Below are 15,390 nucleotides of genomic sequence, written 5' to 3'. Positions count from 1 at the left end.
GCCTATAGCCCCAGGTTCAGCTTGCGACTGACGGTGTAGTCCACCCCGGACACGAGGAACCAGCTGGCCCACCATTTCACCCGCGTCCACGGCGTGGCGCGCCGGGCGTGGAGTTCGGGCGTAATCCGCTCGCTGGCGGCGAAATGGTCGTGGATGAAGCCGCGCATCCTCTCGGCCAGCGCGGCATCCTCTATGCGCAGCACGATCTCCAGGTTTACGAACAGGCTGCGCATGTCGAAGTTGGCGCTGCCCAGATAGACGGCATCGTCCACCACGATCAGCTTCGTGTGCATCTTGCAGGGCTGGAATTCCCAGATACCGGCCCCCGCCTTCAGCAGCCGGGCGTAAAGCGCGCGGCTGGCGCCGATGGTGGCGCCGTTGTCGCTCTTCCCCGCCAGCAGCAGGTTCGCCTCCCCGCGCCGCGCGATGGCGCGGATGCTGCGGCGCAGGCGCGGGTTGGGCGAGAAATAGGCCATCATCATGTCCAGCCGTTCCCCGTTGCGCATGTCTTCGGACACCCGCCGTGCCCAGCTCGACAGGCGCCGCGAGGGACCGCCGATCAATACCTGCACCGGGCCATCGCCTGCATCCCAGTTGCGCACCCGGTGGCGGATGTCGCGGAACTGCGCCTTGTCGTTGCTGGCCCATTCCACCAGTTCGACAAACCATGCGGAGACCTGCAGTACCGCCTCGCCTTCCAGCCGGAAGCCCAGGTCGTTCCACCCGTTCTCCTCCGGCGGGGCGAAATAGTCGTGCTCGATGTTGAACCCGCCGAGCATGGCCACCCTGTCGTCCGCCACCATGATCTTCTGGTGATTGCGGATCAGCGCGCGGCGCGTCCACTTGGCCATGAAAGTGAGGAAAGTGCCGCCCGCCCGGGTCATCTCGGCAAAGAATTCCTCGTTCGCGTCAGCGCCGAACCCGTCGACGATCAGCGTCACGTCCACCCCGCGCCGCGCCGCGTCGACCAGGGCATCGCGAACTTCGCTGCCGATCTCGTCCCTGGCGAAGATATAGAAAGCGACCTTCAGGCTTTCCTTCGCGCCCCTGACGATATCGAGCAGCGCGGCACGACGATCCTTCCCCGCAGGATAGAACGTGAGCGAAAGCCCCTGCGCCTGCGCCGAAAAGGGTTCGGGATCGGTATAGCTGCGGGTGCTCTCCATAAACTCTGTTAGCACGCCCGCGCCCAAGGGAAACCTTGACGGAAGCGTTCTGCGCGCCTAACTGGCTCACTTTCCGATAACACCAGATTTTCCGGAGTGCCCATGGCGCGCGTTACAGTCGAAGATTGCGTCGACAAAGTTCCCAACCGTTTCGATCTCGTCCTGCTAGCGGCCCAGCGGGCGCGCGAGATTTCTGGCGGTGCGGAAATGACCATCGATCGCGACCGCGACAAGAACCCGGTCGTCGCCCTGCGCGAGATCGCGGAAACGACGGTAAAGCCGAAGCACCTGCAGGAATCGCTGGTGCAGTCGCTGCAGCGCGTATTGCCGGACGAGGAAGACGAAGCCGATGAGGTCGGTTCGCTGAGCCAGTCGGCAGAGGCGATGCGCCTTTCCGCCGCCGCGCCTACGCGCTCCACCTCGATCGGTGGCGATTACGACGGCTGACGGATCCGTCGAACAAGTTACAAAAAAGGGCTGCGCTGCGAGGCGCGGCCCTTTTTTGTTGGCTTTTCGATAGCGAGGATCGAACCTGGCTATTGCCCCCGGCCTGTCGCCGCCTGCAATTCATCGATACGCTGCGAGGCATCGGCCTTCGTAAGCTCGGGGTCGTAAGCTTCGGGCGTCCCGGCCTCCTCGCACAAGGTCTTGAGGTAACTTGCCTGCGCGCCGGTCATCGCCTCATCGCCGGTGGTCCAGTTCTCGGGCTTCTTCTCGGCGTTCGAGACCGGGTCGGACTTGGGGTGCCGTGTCGGTGTTTCTGCTGTCATGGCTGAATTCTCCTTTGCCTGATCAACGCCCTTTGATCTCTGTTTGTTCCACCTCGACCTGACAGCCTTGGCACGGTAGGTTGCCCGTCGGACAAAGGGGGCACCATGAGCGATATTTTCGATGGCATCGGCACGGCTGCCGAAGGCGGCCTTTTCGCGCGCGCGCTGGAGCCCGATTCGGGCGCTAAGACCCCTCACCCGCATCAACCCGCCCGGTGCCTCAACTGCGATACCGAGCTGACCGGCGCCTATTGCCATGCCTGCGGCCAGCAGGGGCACATTCACCGCACCATTGGTGCCTTCATGCACGACCTTCTGCACGGCGCGCTGCATTTCGAGGGGAAGTTCTGGCACACGCTTCCGCTGCTCGTGTTCAGGCCGGGCCAGCTGACCCGGCGTTACATCGAAGGCCAGCGCGCACGCTTCGTGTCGCCCATGGCCCTGTTCCTGTTCACCGTGTTCCTGATGTTCGCGGTGTTCCAAGTGCTGGGCATCACCGCGCCCACCACCCTGCCGGGACAACAAAGCGCCGAACGCGCCGCAGAAACCGTGGGCGGGGCAGCGCAGGCGGAAATCGGCAACCTGCGCGAGCAGCTGGCGACAGGCGGCCTCTCCGATGCGGAGCGCGAGGAGGTGGAGGCCGAGCTCCAGGTGCTGGAAAGTTTCGTCGATAATGGCGCGATAGTCTCGTCTCCCGAACCTACCAGCGGCCCCTCGCTGGACGCATCCGGTGAGGTCGCACCGGGAGAAGAGGCGGAAAGTCCGGATGGCGACAGCGAACCCGAGCCTGCTGCGCGGGTCGACCTTGGCGAACTGACGGATGGCAGCACGGGCGTCGCCTGGCTGGACAAAGCCGTGACCAAGTGGCGCGATAACCCCAGCCTGATGCTCTACAAATTGCAGGCAAATGCCTACAAGTTCAGCTGGCTGCTGATACCGATCTCGATCCCGTTCGTATGGCTGCTGTTCGCCTGGCGGCGGCGCTTCAAGGCGTATGACCATGCCATTTTCGTCACCTATTCGCTCAGCTTTATCACCCTGCTGTTCGTCACGCTCTCACTGCTCGGGGCGCTCGGCACGGCGAGCTGGGTAGTTACCCTGGCGGCGCTGCTGGTGCCGCCCATCCATCTCTACAAGCAACTGCGATACGCCTACGGTCTGAGCCGCTTCTCGGCCTTCTGGAGACTGATGGTGCTGAGCGTGTTCATCTGGATCGTCATCGGCCTGTTCCTCCAGTTGCTGTTCCTGCTCGGCGCGTTCTGAGGCGGGTCAATCGCAGGGGAAGCGGCGCGCCATCATGTCGAAGAAGGGACGGCGGGCAGGAATGGGCGCAGCAAGTGAACACCTGTGTACCGACCTGTGGCCTGAGGGTAGCGCAGGTGAACAGTGGCCGAAGGGCAGCGCACCGTAGTGCCGCCCTTCGCTGTATCTGTGCCGTTGGAAGAGGCGTTTCGGGTCTAGTCGGTGCCGTCGAGTTCGCCGTCGCCGGGATCGTTGTCCGCAGCGTCGGCCTCGGCCAGGTCGTTGCTAAGTTCGGCGGCGCCTTCGCTGAGTTCGTCCGCGGCGACAATGGCACCTTCGCGCAATTCGTTGCCGATCACCTCGGCGTTTTCCTCGGCATCGGCTGCGGCGCGCTCGGCGGTCGTTGCGGCGTTCTGTTCGGTTTCCTGAGAACAGGCGGCCAACGACAGGGCGGCGGGGGCGGCGAGGAGAAGGACTGCGAAAGACGTTTTCATGACGGAACTCCTGTGTTCACGCATAACAATGCGCCACGCGCTGTCCGGCTCCCGCTCGCCGCGAAGTTACGCTCCCTGGGGGGCTTCTCCGCCGCCGAAGCGCTTGCCTGCTTTCGGGATCGAGGACCCCTGCGACGGCTTGACCGTCACCGGTCCGCTGGGCAGATCGGGACGATCGATCTTGCCGTTTTCCAGCAGGATCCTGATCTCGTCGCCCGTCAGCGTCTCGTATTCCAGCATGGCCTGGGCAAGCAGGTGCAACTGGTCCTCGTGCTGGGTCAACAGGTCGGTCGCACGCTTGTGGGCGCCTTCCACAAGATCCTTGATTTCCTGGTCGATCAGCTTGTTGGTATCGGCCCCGGCAAAGGTTCGGGTCGTCTGCCCCATGCCGAGATAGCCTTCCTGGCTCTGCTCGTACTGCAGCGGACCAAGCTTCTCGCTCATGCCCCACTTGGTGACCATGTTGCGCGCCAGGTCGGTCGCATACTGGATGTCGGAGGAGGCACCCGAAGACACCTTGTCGTGCCCGAAGATGATTTCCTCTGCCACACGGCCGCCCATCGATACCGACAGGTTCGCGTGCATCTTGTCGCGGTGGTAGGAGTAGTTGTCGCGTTCCGGCAGGCGCATCACCATGCCCAGCGCGCGGCCGCGCGGGATGATGGTAGCCTTGTGGATCGGGTCCGAAGCTTCCTCGTGGACGGCGACGATGGCGTGCCCTGCTTCGTGATAGGCGGTCATCTTCTTCTCGTCCTCGGTCATGACCATGGACTTGCGCTCGGAGCCCATCATCACCTTGTCCTTGGCGTCCTCGAACTCCTGCATGGCGACCAGCCGCTTGTTACGGCGCGCGGCCAGCAGGGCAGCTTCGTTGACGAGGTTGGCAAGGTCCGCACCGGAGAAGCCGGGCGTGCCGCGCGCGATGGTGCGCGGGTTCACGTCAGGTGCCAGCGGCACCTTCTTCATGTGCACGGCAAGGATCTTCTCGCGCCCGTCGATATCGGGGATCGGCACCACCACCTGGCGGTCGAAACGGCCCGGACGCAGCAGCGCGGGGTCGAGCACGTCGGGACGGTTGGTGGCGGCGATGATGATGATGCCTTCATTGGCTTCGAAGCCGTCCATCTCCACCAGCAACTGGTTCAGCGTCTGCTCGCGCTCGTCGTTCGAATTGCCGATACCGTTGCCGCGATGGCGGCCCACGGCGTCGATTTCGTCGATGAAGACAATGCACGGTGCGTTCTTCTTCGCCTGTTCGAACATGTCGCGCACGCGGCTGGCGCCAACGCCGACGAACATTTCAACGAAGTCTGAACCCGAAATGGTGAAAAACGGCACGCGCGCTTCACCCGCGATGGCGCGGGCCAGCAGCGTCTTGCCGGTACCGGGCGAGCCGACCAGCAGCGCGCCCTTGGGAATCTGGCCGCCCAGCTTGGAGAAGCGCGAGGGGTCCTTCAGGAACTCGACAATTTCCTGCAATTCCTCGCGCGCCTCATCGATGCCGGCGACGTCGTCGAAGGTTACGCGGCCCTGCTTCTCGGTCAGCAGCTTGGCCTTGGACTTGCCAAATCCCATCGCGCCCGAGCCGCCGCCCTTCTGCACCTGTCGCAGGGCGAAGAAGGCGATCCCCAGGATCAGCAGGAACGGCAGCGCCTGGATCAGCACCACAAGCAGCACGTTCATCTGTTCGGGCTGGGTGCCGGTGTACTGGACGCCCGCAGTCTCAAGCTGCTGGGTCAGGTTCACGTCACCGGGTACGGGCGTGGTGGTGAAGCGTTCATCGTTCTTGAGCACGCCGGAAATCCGGTCTGGCGCAATCGTCACTTCGGAAACGGAGCCCTCGGCGACCTTTTCCTTGAAGTCGGAATAGAGGATTGCCGTGCCGGGCGCCTCTCGCGGACCGCCGAACATGGATACGGCCAGCAGCAGGGCGATGAAGATACCGCCCCAGATCATCAGGCTCTTCATCCAGGGGTTGCCACCGCCCCCGTTGCCATTTTCCGGCTCTTGATTGTCGCTCATGAGAGAATGCGTCCTTTCAGGCGCTCAATGTAGGGCCGTCCGGGTGAATGACAAGATAACGGCGATCATGGGCTTTGGTACAGCGCCGAAGCGAACCCGCAGGTAAATTTCGCCCCGTCGTGGTCAAGCAACCTGTTCTCTTTGTCAATGACCCTTGACATCGCGCGATCCGATGTCTAGGTTCCTTTACATAAATTCAAGGGAGCTTGATATGAAGAAAACAACAAGAGCGCTGATCTGGGCCGCTGCCATGCTGGGGATTGCCGTGCTGGCGGCGATGGGCGCGATCGAGCGCGATACGGCCACGACCATGTTGATCGTTCTGCCCGTGGTGGCCATCACCAACCTTCTGGGCGGCGGCTGCACCCGACCCGCCCACGGCGGTGCAAAATGATCGCGGACCTCAAAAGGAAGCCCGAAGCCCGGCGCTATCTGCTGCGGATGGCCACGGCGATGGTGATCTATCTGGGCTCGTTGTTCGCGGCCGAGATACTGATCGAGGATCGCGGCCTTTCCGGCGCGCCCGCCTATGTGCTGGCCGCCGTTCCCGGCCTGTCCTTTGCCGCCCTGTTCTGGATCTTCGCCCGCCTGATCGTGGAGGAGCGCGACGAGTTCCTGCGCCTGCTCTATGTTCGCCAGGGCATGGTCGCGACGGGATTGGCGCTGACGGCGGCGGCCGTGTGGGGCTTTCTGGAAACCTACATGCCCGTTCCGCATGTCGAGGCGTTCTGGTGGCCCACCATCTGGTGCTTCGGCATCGGCGTCGGGGCGATCTACAACAAGGTGACCATGGGCGTCGCAGGGGAGTGCATGTGATGATGAACGTTGCAGATGCAGAAACCCGCCAGACTGCCCGGCCCGGCCTGTGGGCAGGTCTGTTCGCCGTCAACATGGCGCTGATCGCCGTGCTTTCGATCACCGATGCACTGGAACAGCCGGTGCCCGTAATCCTTATCGCCCTCAACTGCGTGCTGCTAATCCCGATGGTGAAGGCGGCGTTGCGGCGGATGGAGGACAAGGGTGCCGTCACCACGGCGGTTCGCCGCTACAACCGCCGGTTCCTGGGCGCCAGCTTGCTCTATGCCGTCAGCATGATCGGCGCGGGGACCGCCACCAATTACATCGCCGCGAACTCGCCGCTGATGTGGGCGCTGGCCGTGCTGCCGATGCTGCCCGCCTTCGGCATGATCTGGGCGATGATGCGCTATCTGGCGGAGGAAACCGACGAATATCAGCGCCACCGCGCGGTGCAGGCATCCATGGTCGGGCTGGCGCTTGTCCTCGTGCTGGGCACCGGCTGGGGCTTTCTCGAAACCTTCGGCCTTGTGCCGCATATCTGGGCCTGGTGGGTCTTCCCGGCCTGGGCCATGGGCCTGGGTATCGGCATGGCGATCAGCGAATGGCGCCACGGAGGTTCCGCGTGAAGAACCGCCTGCGCGTGCTGCGCGCCGAACGACAATGGAGCCAGCAGGATCTGGCTGACCGGCTGGATGTCAGCCGCCAGAGCGTGAACGCCATCGAGACCGGCAAGTACGATCCCAGCCTGCCGCTCGCCTTTCGTATCGCCGATGTCTTCGCGCTGACAATCGAGGACATCTTCCTGCGCGATCCGGAGGAACAGGCGGCGCAGTAATCGAACTAGAAGAGCGTCTGCCGCAGCGGCACCTGCAGGCCGGCCTGCTGCGCGATCATGCCGGTCCACTGCCGCATCTGCTCGATTTCCTCGGCCACGATTGCGCTCGCGCCCTCGCCTTCGGTGTCGGTGAAGCTGCCGCCCAGCTTGGCATGGCTGGCAAAGCGTGGCCCTCCGGTCACGGCGGAAATGGTAGCGCCGGGTACGGACATCCCGGCTTGATCGAACACCGCTTCCAGCGTTTTTTTGCGATCTGCGTCGAAGCGATCCCCATCGAGCACCCGTAACCGCTGCCCCTCGGGGCTGGCGGCGAGCTGCGCAAACCAGCGCTGCGAGAGGAACCAGCCGACGCTGGCGGCCTGCAGGTCCGTCATGCTGAACTGCTCGCGCGCGTCCATGCCCAGGTCCATCCCGGCATAGCCCATCAGCTCCAGGTACAGCTGCCGCCCCCAGCGCCTGCCCATCAGCCCGCGCCGGGCGACCGAGCGCAGGAACGGTGCGAGATCGTTGGTCATCAGCACCGCGCTGGCATCGGGCCGGGCGGCCAGCAGCGCGGGGATCAGCATGTTCGCGTGGTTGGTGGGCTTGACGAATACCGCCTCCCCCTCCCCCCACGGGCGCGAAAGCAGATCGCATACCGGTTTTATCAGCGAGCGTGCTGCGTCCCCCGCACCGGCCAGCCGGGCGATGATGCCGGGCTCTGCCAGTCCCGCCGACGTGCCTTCGATCTCCAACGCGCGCACCAGCAGCGTGGAGCGGCAGAAAGCGGTGTGGAAGATGAAGTGCAGCGGCCCCGTTTCGGGCTCCATCGCTTCCACCTCCGCGAAGGAAAGCCAGGCCTCGTCCTGCGGGGTAGCGGGCTGGAAATCAGCCAGGAACGGGGGCTGCGACAGGGTTTCGCGCGGCATCTTCACGAATTGCAAGCGCCTGCCGGCCAGGTCCAGCGCATGGGGCAGCCAGCGCGGATCGCGCTCGATTGTGGCAGTATCGGTCATGGGGCAGTGCGTTAGTCGGTCATGCCCGTCATCACAAACCGTTGCACACGGCGGCCGGTGCTGACTTCGGTGGTGTAGACGTTGCCCACGCTATCCACGTCGACGCTGTGCAGCCAGATGAACTGGCCGGGATAACGTCCGTTGCGGCCGAACCACCCGACGATCTCGTGATTCTCGCGCAGCAGGATCCACACCCGCCCGTTCATCATGTCGGCAACGTAGACGTATTTGCCATCGGGGCTGAAAGCCACGTCGGATGCCGTGCGGGTGCCGCCGGTTTCCGGGGCGATCACGATGTCCTCCACGAATTCCACGCCATCGGCGGTTTCGCGGAATACCTGCACGCGGTTGTTGCGCCGGTCGCAGACGTAGATCGTATCGTCCGGCCCGCGCGTTACGCAGTGGACGATATCGCCGAAGCTCTCGCTCTCCGGGTTTGCCCCGCCATCGCCGGTGCTGCTGGCCTGCGACTGGTCGAACTCGCCCTCGCGCGTGCCGCCGCCCGGCTCGGTGCCGTAGGCGCCCCACAGGTGCTGGAAGCCAAGGTCGTCCGCACCGAATTCGATGATGCGCTTGTTGATGTAGCCATCGGCCACCAGCACGCTTTCACCGTCGTAATGGATGTCTGCCGGGTTGCCCAGGTACTGCTGCGACAAGTTGCCGTTGGTTTGCTGGCGAGTGCCGATCTGGCGGATGAATTCGCCATCGGCGGTAAAATTCAGCACGACGTGATCGCCGCCGCCGTTGCCGCCGATCCAGACGTTGAGCGCCTCATCGACGTAAAGGCCATGGACGTTGGCGGGCCATTGCTCGTCGCCCACCTCGCGGCGTTCGTCGCCCTCGCCCTCCATCGTGCTTTCGCCGGGAGCAAGGTCCGGTCCGCCCCATCTGCGCAGCAGGTTCCCCTCCTGGTCGAACTGAAGCACGTGCGGCGGAGCGGAACAGCAGGCGACGCTCTGCCCGTTGTCCGCGCCAAGATCGCTGAAGCCAAGAGAGTTGGGCCGGTTGAGCACCCAGATGTTGTCATCACCGTCCACTGCAAGGCCAGGTGCCTGGCCCAGGATCATGTCCTCCGGCAGGCGAGGCCAGCTGGCATCCACCGCGAACAGGGGCATGGGCAGGTCCTCGTTCACATGCTCGCTGTCCACCTCCACCAGGGTATCCGCCACGGCGGGAGCGCCCGCCAACAGTGCGGCACCCATCGCCGCCAAGCCTGCAATCCTGCGCATCGGTCTGTCTCCTCTCATGCGGCCCCCAGGCCGTCTATCACTTCGGGCAAGGCTGCGGCGTAGCGCGCCACGTCCTCCAGCTTGCCCGTGCTGACCCGCGAATACTGCGTCCACTCGCCGTAAGCGGGGCGGATGATGATCCCGCGTGACCGCATGGCAGCAGCCACCGCGTCGGCATCGGGCACCTCGATGTAGACGAAGTTGGTCTGGCTTGGCAGCGCCGTCAATCCGCTGCGGGCGGCAGCGTCGAGTATCATGGCGCGCCCTTCGAGGATGGCCGCGCGGCTGGAATCGAGGAAGCCGGTATCGTCGTAGCTGGCGATGGCTGCCGCGATGCCGCAGGTATTGCCGCCAAAGCTCATCATGTGGCTGCGGATCCGTTCGGCATTCTCCTCGCTCGTCAGCGCATAGCCCACCCGCATCCCTGCCATGCCGTAGATCTTGGAAAAGGTGCGGCACACGATCACGTCCTTCCCTTCGCGCACCATGTCCACCACGGAATTGCCTGCCGGATCGTCGGCAAGTTCGTTGTAGGCCTCGTCCACCAGCAGCGTTGCCGTGGGTGTCACCCTGGCGGCAAGCTGGCGCAGCGCGCCCGCATCCACCAGCATTCCGGTGGGATTATTGGGATTGCACACCTGCACCAGTGAAACACCGCCGTCGAAGGCAGCGGTCATGGCGGCCAGGTCCACGTTCATGTCGCCGGCCAGCGGCACCCGGATCGCACGGGCACCCTGGCGTTCCGCGTATTGCACGGTGGTGTCCCAGAACAGTCCGAGACAAAGGATCGCACCGTCGCGGCCCCAGGCGATGCCGATGGCGGAAAGGATTTCGGTCGAGCCTGCTCCGATCACCACCTGCGAGGGCTCGAGCGAATGGCGCTCGGCAATCATTTCGTGCAGGATGTCCAGCCCACGGTCGGCATAGTAGCAGCCCTTGATCGCCGCTTCAGATGCTGCGGTCAGCGCGCTTGGGGCCGGGCCATAGGGGTTTTCGTTGCGGGCCAGCATGGCGATGCCGTCGCCGGGGCCGAAATGGCTGGCCGCGCTGGTGAGGGGATCGGCCCGCCCCAAGGCCGGGAACGCGGCTGCCACGCCCGCCGCTGCAACCCCGCCGCCAAGGAAAGTCCTGCGTGCAATATCCATCACTGTCACCCCTTTTGCCTATGAATTGAAAATCATCGTCGCTCCGACAAAGATGAGATAGATTCCGAACACCCGGCGCAGCAGCGCGGGCGAAAGCCTGTGTGCCAGCGCCACGCCCAGCGGCGCCACGGCCACGCTGGTAATGATCACCGCCAGCGCGGCGGGCAGATTGACATAGCCCAGCGAGCCCCACGGCAGGCCCACCTCGTCCATGCCGATCACCATGAAACCGATGGAGCCGGGAATGGCGATGATGGCGCCCATGCCGCTGGCCGTGCCGATGGCGCGGTGGATACTGGTGCCGCACAGCGTCATCGTCATGGTGGTGATCGTCCCGCCGCCGATACCCAGCAGGCTGGAAAGCAGGCCCAGCCCCCCGGCAAGGCCTGCCCGCGTGATACCGCCGGGCATGGCGCTGGCCAGTTGCCGGTCGTGCACCCGCGGGCTGAGGAAATGGACGGCAAAGGCGAGCACGCCCACGCCGAAAATCAGCGCCAGCGTGGTGGAACTGACAAGATCGGCAATCCATGCGCCCGCCACGGTGCCGCCAACCACCCATGGTGCCCAGCTTTTCAGGACCGATACGTCCACCGCGCCGCGCAGGGCATGGCTGCGCACGGCACGCAGGGACGTGAAGATGATCGTGGCAAGGCTGGTGCCAACGGCAACATGGGTCAGCTGCTCCGGCGCGGTGCCCAGCAGTGGCAGGATCAGCATCAAAGCGGGCACCACCACGAAGCCCCCGCCGATGCCGAACAGTCCGCCGGCGAACCCCGCAGCGGCCCCTGCCGCCAGCAGCGCGGCGAAGGGAAGCATCACGGTTGGGTCCGATGTCACGGTAGGCCACCCTACGTTGCAGTGCAGCATCGGGCGAGAGGAATTTTGGACGGTACTGGTTTTTGCAATATTTGCGCCGTAGACCAGCCTTGATGCTGCTGCCGATCCATACCGTCGAGAAAGTCTGGGGCGTGGACACGTTGCCCGCGCCGTTTGGCCTGACCGCAGAGAACCGCATCGGCGAGATCTGGTTCGATCCACCCGAGCAATTGCCGCAGCTGCTGGTGAAGTACCTGTTCACAAGCGAAAAGCTGTCCATCCAGTGCCACCCGGATGACGATCAGGCGGAAAAAGCGGGCAAGGGTCGCAGGGGCAAGGACGAGTGCTGGCTGGTCATCGCGGCAGACCCCGATGCCGTCCTGGGAATCGGGTTCGATACCGCGCTGGATGCCGATACGATGCGCGCCGCCGCGCTGGATGGCTCGATCGAAGACCTGGTAACCTGGCACAAGGTGCAGGCGGGCGACTTCTTCTACATCCCCGCGGGCACCGTCCATGCCATCGGTCCGGGCTGTTCGATCATCGAAGTGCAGCAGAATTCTGACATTACCTATCGCCTCTACGACTATGGCCGCCCGCGCGAGTTGCACTTGGAACAGGGCATGGCGGTGGCCGACGGGTCGCCCTACGACATGGCCTTGCACCAGCGCCTGCCACACAGCGGCAGCGCAACGCTGGTGGATGGCCCCCATTTCCGCCTGGACTGGGTCGACGGCATTGCCGGCGACGACCTGCTCTATACCTATTGCGAGCCGCTGCTGGTGCTGCCCCTTGCGGGCGAAGTGCTGGTAGCAGGTGGCGAGGTGATCAAGCCCGGTGAGTGCGCCTATGCCACCGACCTGGCGAGCGTGACTTTCGCGCCAGAAGGCAAATGCGTGGTGACGGCCCCTCGCTGAGGGCCGGGATCAAACCACGCCGAAAGCCAGCATCGCGTCGGCCACTTTCTTGAAGCCCGCGATATTCGCGCCCTTCACATAGTCGATGTAGTCGTCGCCCCCGGAATCCCTGGGGCTGCCGTATTCCACGCACTTGCCGTGGATGTCTCTCATCAGTTCGGTCAGCATGTCGCCAAGGCGTTCGTGGTTCCAGCTTACCCGCTCGGCATTCTGGCTCATCTCCAGCCCGGAAACCGCCACGCCCCCGGCGTTGGCCGCCTTGCCCGGCGCATACATCACCCTGGCATCGTGGAAGACGTGCACGCCCTCCAGCGTCGTGGGCATGTTCGCCCCTTCGGAAACGGCCTTCACGCCGTTGTCGACCAGGTCCTTCGCATTTCCCTCGTCCAGTTCGTTCTGTGTCGCGCAGGGCAGCGCAAGGTCGCACGGCACGTTCCAAGGGCGTGCTCCATCGCCGTGATAGGTCGCGCCGGTGAAGTGTTCGGCATATTCGCTGATGCGCCCGCGCTTCACGTTCTTGAGGTGCCTTACCCAGTCGATCTTGTCCTGGTCGATCCCGTCGGGGTCGTGAACGAAGCCATCCGAATCGGACAAGGTCAGCACCTTGCCGCCGAGCTGCACGATCTTCTCCGCCGCATGCGTGGCGACATTGCCGGAGCCGGAGATCACGGCGGTGTGGCCTTCTATATCCATGTCCCGGTGCCGCAGCATGTTCTGCAGGAAATAGACCGCGCCATAGCCGGTCGCCTCGGGCCGCATCTTGGACCCGCCGTATTCCAGGCCCTTGCCGGTCAACACACCTTCCCAGCGGTTCACGATCCGTTTGTACTGCCCGAACATGTATCCGATTTCGCGTCCACCCACGCCGATGTCGCCTGCCGGTACATCCGTATCGGGGCCGATGTGGCGATAGAGTTCGGTCATGAAGCTCTGGCAGAAGCGCATCACCTCGGCATCCGATTTTTCCTTCGGATTGAAGTTGGATCCGCCCTTCGCGCCGCCCATGGGCAGGCCGGTGAGCGAGTTCTTGAACGTCTGCTCGAACGCCAGGAACTTCAGCACGCTTTCCGTTACCGTGGGATGGAAGCGTATTCCGCCCTTGTACGGTCCGATGGCGTTGTTGCACTGCACGCGCCAGCCCCGCTGCACACGGATGTTGTGGTTGTCGTCTTCCCAGCACACGCGAAAGGATACGACACGGTCAGGCTCCGCGATGCGGCGCAGGATCTGGGCCTGATGGTATTCTTCCTTGTCCTCGATGAATTCGAATATGTCCTGTGCCACTTCCCGCACGGCCTGGATAAATTCTGTCTGGCCGGGATTGCGTTTCTTCACCCCTTCCATGAACTGATCGAGGTCTACGTGCCGGTCGTAAACAGAAGCCATGTCGTCTCTTTTCCTCTCTGGACAATGCGTGACGGTGCACTGGCCTTATGCCGCCTTTGCGGGGCATTGACCAATTCCCGTCCGGACAGGCCGGGCAATGCGCGCTGCCGCTGTCGGCTAGCGGGCTTGGCCCACGCTACTCCAGTTCGAGGATGACGGCGTCGACCATCAGGGTTTCGCCTTCTGCGGTGTTGATGGAGGCGACGGTGCCTGCTTTTTCGGCGCGCAGGATGTTTTCCATCTTCATGGCCTCGACGGTAGCGAGCGGCTGGCCGGCCTCGACCTTGTCGCCCTCGCCCACGTGCAGCTTCACCAGCAGGCCGGGCATGGGGCACAGCAGCATCTTGCTGGTATCGGGCGGCTGCTTCTCGATCATGTGACCGGCGTGGCCTGCCAGGCGGGCGGGAAGCACGCGCGCTGTGTAGGTGCGGCCGTGGGTGTTGATCTGCCAGTTGGGGCGCTGGCGGGTTACGGTGAGGCCGAGCGTAGGGCCGTCGGGCTGCGTGGCGGTGGCGGTGCGCTGGCCGGGGGCCCAGTCGCAGGTGACCTCCACCGTGTGCCCGTCGACGATGGCATGGCCCTCGCCCAGTGTGACCGTGTGGTCCTGCCCATCGACCCGCACGATCCATGCGGGGCTGACCGGCTGCGGGCCATCGAGCTGCCCGCTGATCTGCCGCTGGCGCGCCTGGTGGGTAAACTCGATCCCGGCAGCGATGGCAGCGATCACGCGGGTGCGCTCCTCGCTGGTGGCCGCCCCTTCGAAGCCTTCGGGATATTCCTCGGCAATGAACCCTGTGGTGAGCTCGCCTGCGCGGAACCGCGGGTGCTGCATCAGCGCGGAGAGGAAGTCGACGTTGTGCCCCAGCCCTTCCAGTTCCACCGCGTCCAGCGCCGCGATCTGCAGGTCGGCGGCCTCCTCGCGCGTTGTGCCCCAGGTCACCAGCTTGGCGATCATGGGATCGTAGAAGATCGACACCTCGCCGCCTTCCTGCACGCCCGAGTCGAACCGCACGCCCCCGCCGTTTTCCTGGGCAACACCGCGAAGGTCGCCCGCCCACGGCTCGACGGGAGTCGAGTAGCGCACCAGCCTGCCCGTGCTGGGCAGGAAGCCGCGATAGGGGTCCTCGGCATAGATGCGGTTCTCGATCGCCCAGCCATCGATGCCGATATCGTCCTGGCTCATCGGCAGCTTCTCGCCGGCAGCCACGCGGATCATGTATTCGACAAGGTCGATGCCGGTGATCGCCTCTGTCACCGGATGCTCCACCTGCAGGCGAGTGTTCATCTCGAGGAAGTAGAAGCTCTCCCCTGTCGGGTCCGCACCGCTGACGATCAGTTCCACCGTGCCTGCCGAGTGGTAGCCCACGGCCTTGCTCAATGCGACGGCCTGCTCGCCCATTTTCCTGCGCATCTCGGGCGTGACGAAGGGGCTCGGCGCTTCCTCCACCACCTTCTGGTGGCGGCGCTGGATCGAGCACTCGCGCTCGTTCAGGTAGAGCACCGTGCCGTGCTTGTCGCCCAGCACCTGGATCTCGATATGGCGCGGGTCCTCGATGAACTTCTCGATGAACACGC

At 64.3% G+C, this 15,390-nt stretch carries 17 protein-coding genes; 7 read left to right on the top strand and 10 right to left on the bottom strand.

Translation table 11 applies throughout. From position 1 onward, the window contains the following. Positions 1–2: 2 nt before the first annotated feature. Positions 3–1,181: a phospholipase D-like domain-containing protein gene (locus tag D2V07_RS17760; RefSeq protein WP_233548508.1), complete on the bottom strand. Its 1,179-nt coding sequence runs from the start codon at positions 1,179–1,181 to the stop codon at positions 3–5. Between the two features lie 87 nt (positions 1,182–1,268). Here D2V07_RS17760 and rpoZ point away from each other — a divergent pair, with 87 nt between their 5' ends. Continuing rightward, the gene (rpoZ, locus tag D2V07_RS17755) at positions 1,269–1,613 is read left to right on the top strand and encodes a DNA-directed RNA polymerase subunit omega (RefSeq protein ID WP_119588237.1); all 345 of its coding nucleotides are present in this window, start codon (positions 1,269–1,271) and stop codon (positions 1,611–1,613) included. A gap of 89 nt (positions 1,614–1,702) precedes the next feature. Here the strand turns inward: rpoZ and D2V07_RS17750 are convergent, their stop codons facing one another. Then, positions 1,703–1,936: a DUF3072 domain-containing protein gene (locus D2V07_RS17750; RefSeq protein WP_119588236.1), complete on the bottom strand. Its 234-nt coding sequence runs from the start codon at positions 1,934–1,936 to the stop codon at positions 1,703–1,705. Positions 1,937–2,041: 105 nt separating this feature from the next. On the opposite strand from D2V07_RS17750, the gene D2V07_RS17745 reads away from it, so the two are divergent. Continuing rightward, positions 2,042–3,199, top strand: coding sequence for a DUF3667 domain-containing protein (locus D2V07_RS17745; protein WP_119588235.1), 1,158 nt, complete (start codon positions 2,042–2,044; stop codon positions 3,197–3,199). 194 nt (positions 3,200–3,393) lie between these two features. On the opposite strand, the gene D2V07_RS17740 is transcribed toward D2V07_RS17745, so the two are convergent. Next, positions 3,394–3,672: a hypothetical protein gene (locus D2V07_RS17740; protein WP_119588234.1), complete on the bottom strand. Its 279-nt coding sequence runs from the start codon at positions 3,670–3,672 to the stop codon at positions 3,394–3,396. A 66-nt stretch (positions 3,673–3,738) separates the two neighbouring features. Further along, positions 3,739–5,694, bottom strand: a complete 1,956-nt coding sequence (ftsH, locus tag D2V07_RS17735; protein WP_119588233.1) for an ATP-dependent zinc metalloprotease FtsH — start codon at positions 5,692–5,694, stop codon at positions 3,739–3,741. 211 nt (positions 5,695–5,905) lie between these two features. Here ftsH and D2V07_RS17730 point away from each other — a divergent pair, with 211 nt between their 5' ends. The 4 genes from D2V07_RS17730 to D2V07_RS17715 are packed head-to-tail and all read left to right on the top strand — an operon-like array spanning position 5,906 to position 7,327. Further along, positions 5,906–6,088, top strand: a complete 183-nt coding sequence (locus tag D2V07_RS17730; protein WP_119588232.1) for a hypothetical protein — start codon at positions 5,906–5,908, stop codon at positions 6,086–6,088. Then, positions 6,085–6,510, top strand: a complete 426-nt coding sequence (locus D2V07_RS17725) for a hypothetical protein (protein WP_119588231.1) — start codon at positions 6,085–6,087, stop codon at positions 6,508–6,510. The genes D2V07_RS17730 and D2V07_RS17725 overlap by 4 nt, the downstream gene beginning before the upstream one ends. Further along, positions 6,510–7,118: a hypothetical protein gene (locus D2V07_RS17720; protein WP_119588230.1), complete on the top strand. Its 609-nt coding sequence runs from the start codon at positions 6,510–6,512 to the stop codon at positions 7,116–7,118. The genes D2V07_RS17725 and D2V07_RS17720 overlap by 1 nt, the downstream gene beginning before the upstream one ends. Then, positions 7,115–7,327, top strand: coding sequence for a helix-turn-helix transcriptional regulator (locus D2V07_RS17715; protein ID WP_119588229.1), 213 nt, complete (start codon positions 7,115–7,117; stop codon positions 7,325–7,327). Before D2V07_RS17720 ends, D2V07_RS17715 begins: the two co-directional genes overlap by 4 nt. A 5-nt stretch (positions 7,328–7,332) precedes the next feature. On the opposite strand, the gene D2V07_RS17710 is transcribed toward D2V07_RS17715, so the two are convergent. From D2V07_RS17710 to D2V07_RS17695, 4 genes are read right to left on the bottom strand one after another with little or no spacing between them, the layout of a single operon-like run. Next, positions 7,333–8,322, bottom strand: coding sequence for a hypothetical protein (locus tag D2V07_RS17710; protein WP_119588228.1), 990 nt, complete (start codon positions 8,320–8,322; stop codon positions 7,333–7,335). Between the two features lie 11 nt (positions 8,323–8,333). Beyond that, the gene (locus D2V07_RS17705; RefSeq protein ID WP_119588227.1) at positions 8,334–9,551 is read right to left on the bottom strand and encodes a beta-propeller fold lactonase family protein; all 1,218 of its coding nucleotides are present in this window, start codon (positions 9,549–9,551) and stop codon (positions 8,334–8,336) included. Between the two features lie 14 nt (positions 9,552–9,565). Next, positions 9,566–10,696: a pyridoxal phosphate-dependent aminotransferase gene (locus tag D2V07_RS17700; protein ID WP_119588226.1), complete on the bottom strand. Its 1,131-nt coding sequence runs from the start codon at positions 10,694–10,696 to the stop codon at positions 9,566–9,568. 18 nt (positions 10,697–10,714) lie between these two features. Next, positions 10,715–11,512, bottom strand: coding sequence for a sulfite exporter TauE/SafE family protein (locus D2V07_RS17695; protein ID WP_407641610.1), 798 nt, complete (start codon positions 11,510–11,512; stop codon positions 10,715–10,717). Between the two features lie 113 nt (positions 11,513–11,625). Between D2V07_RS17695 and D2V07_RS17690 the strand changes: the two genes are divergently transcribed. Beyond that, a complete protein-coding gene (locus D2V07_RS17690; protein ID WP_199698835.1) occupies positions 11,626–12,429 on the top strand; it encodes a class I mannose-6-phosphate isomerase in 804 nt (267 codons plus the stop codon). A 9-nt stretch (positions 12,430–12,438) separates the two neighbouring features. On the opposite strand, the gene gdhA is transcribed toward D2V07_RS17690, so the two are convergent. Continuing rightward, on the bottom strand, positions 12,439–13,815 hold the full coding sequence (gene gdhA / locus D2V07_RS17685) for an NADP-specific glutamate dehydrogenase (RefSeq protein ID WP_119588224.1): 1,377 nt from the start codon (positions 13,813–13,815) through the stop codon (positions 12,439–12,441). A gap of 136 nt (positions 13,816–13,951) precedes the next feature. Continuing rightward, a partial coding sequence (locus D2V07_RS17680) for an ATP-binding protein (protein WP_119588150.1) occupies positions 13,952–15,390 on the bottom strand: 1,439 nt, incomplete at its 5' end.

Source organism: Aurantiacibacter zhengii (assembly GCF_003584125.1).
Classification (GTDB): Bacteria; Pseudomonadota; Alphaproteobacteria; order Sphingomonadales; family Sphingomonadaceae; genus Alteraurantiacibacter; species Alteraurantiacibacter zhengii.
This window is presented reverse-complemented; position numbering and strand designations above follow the sequence as displayed.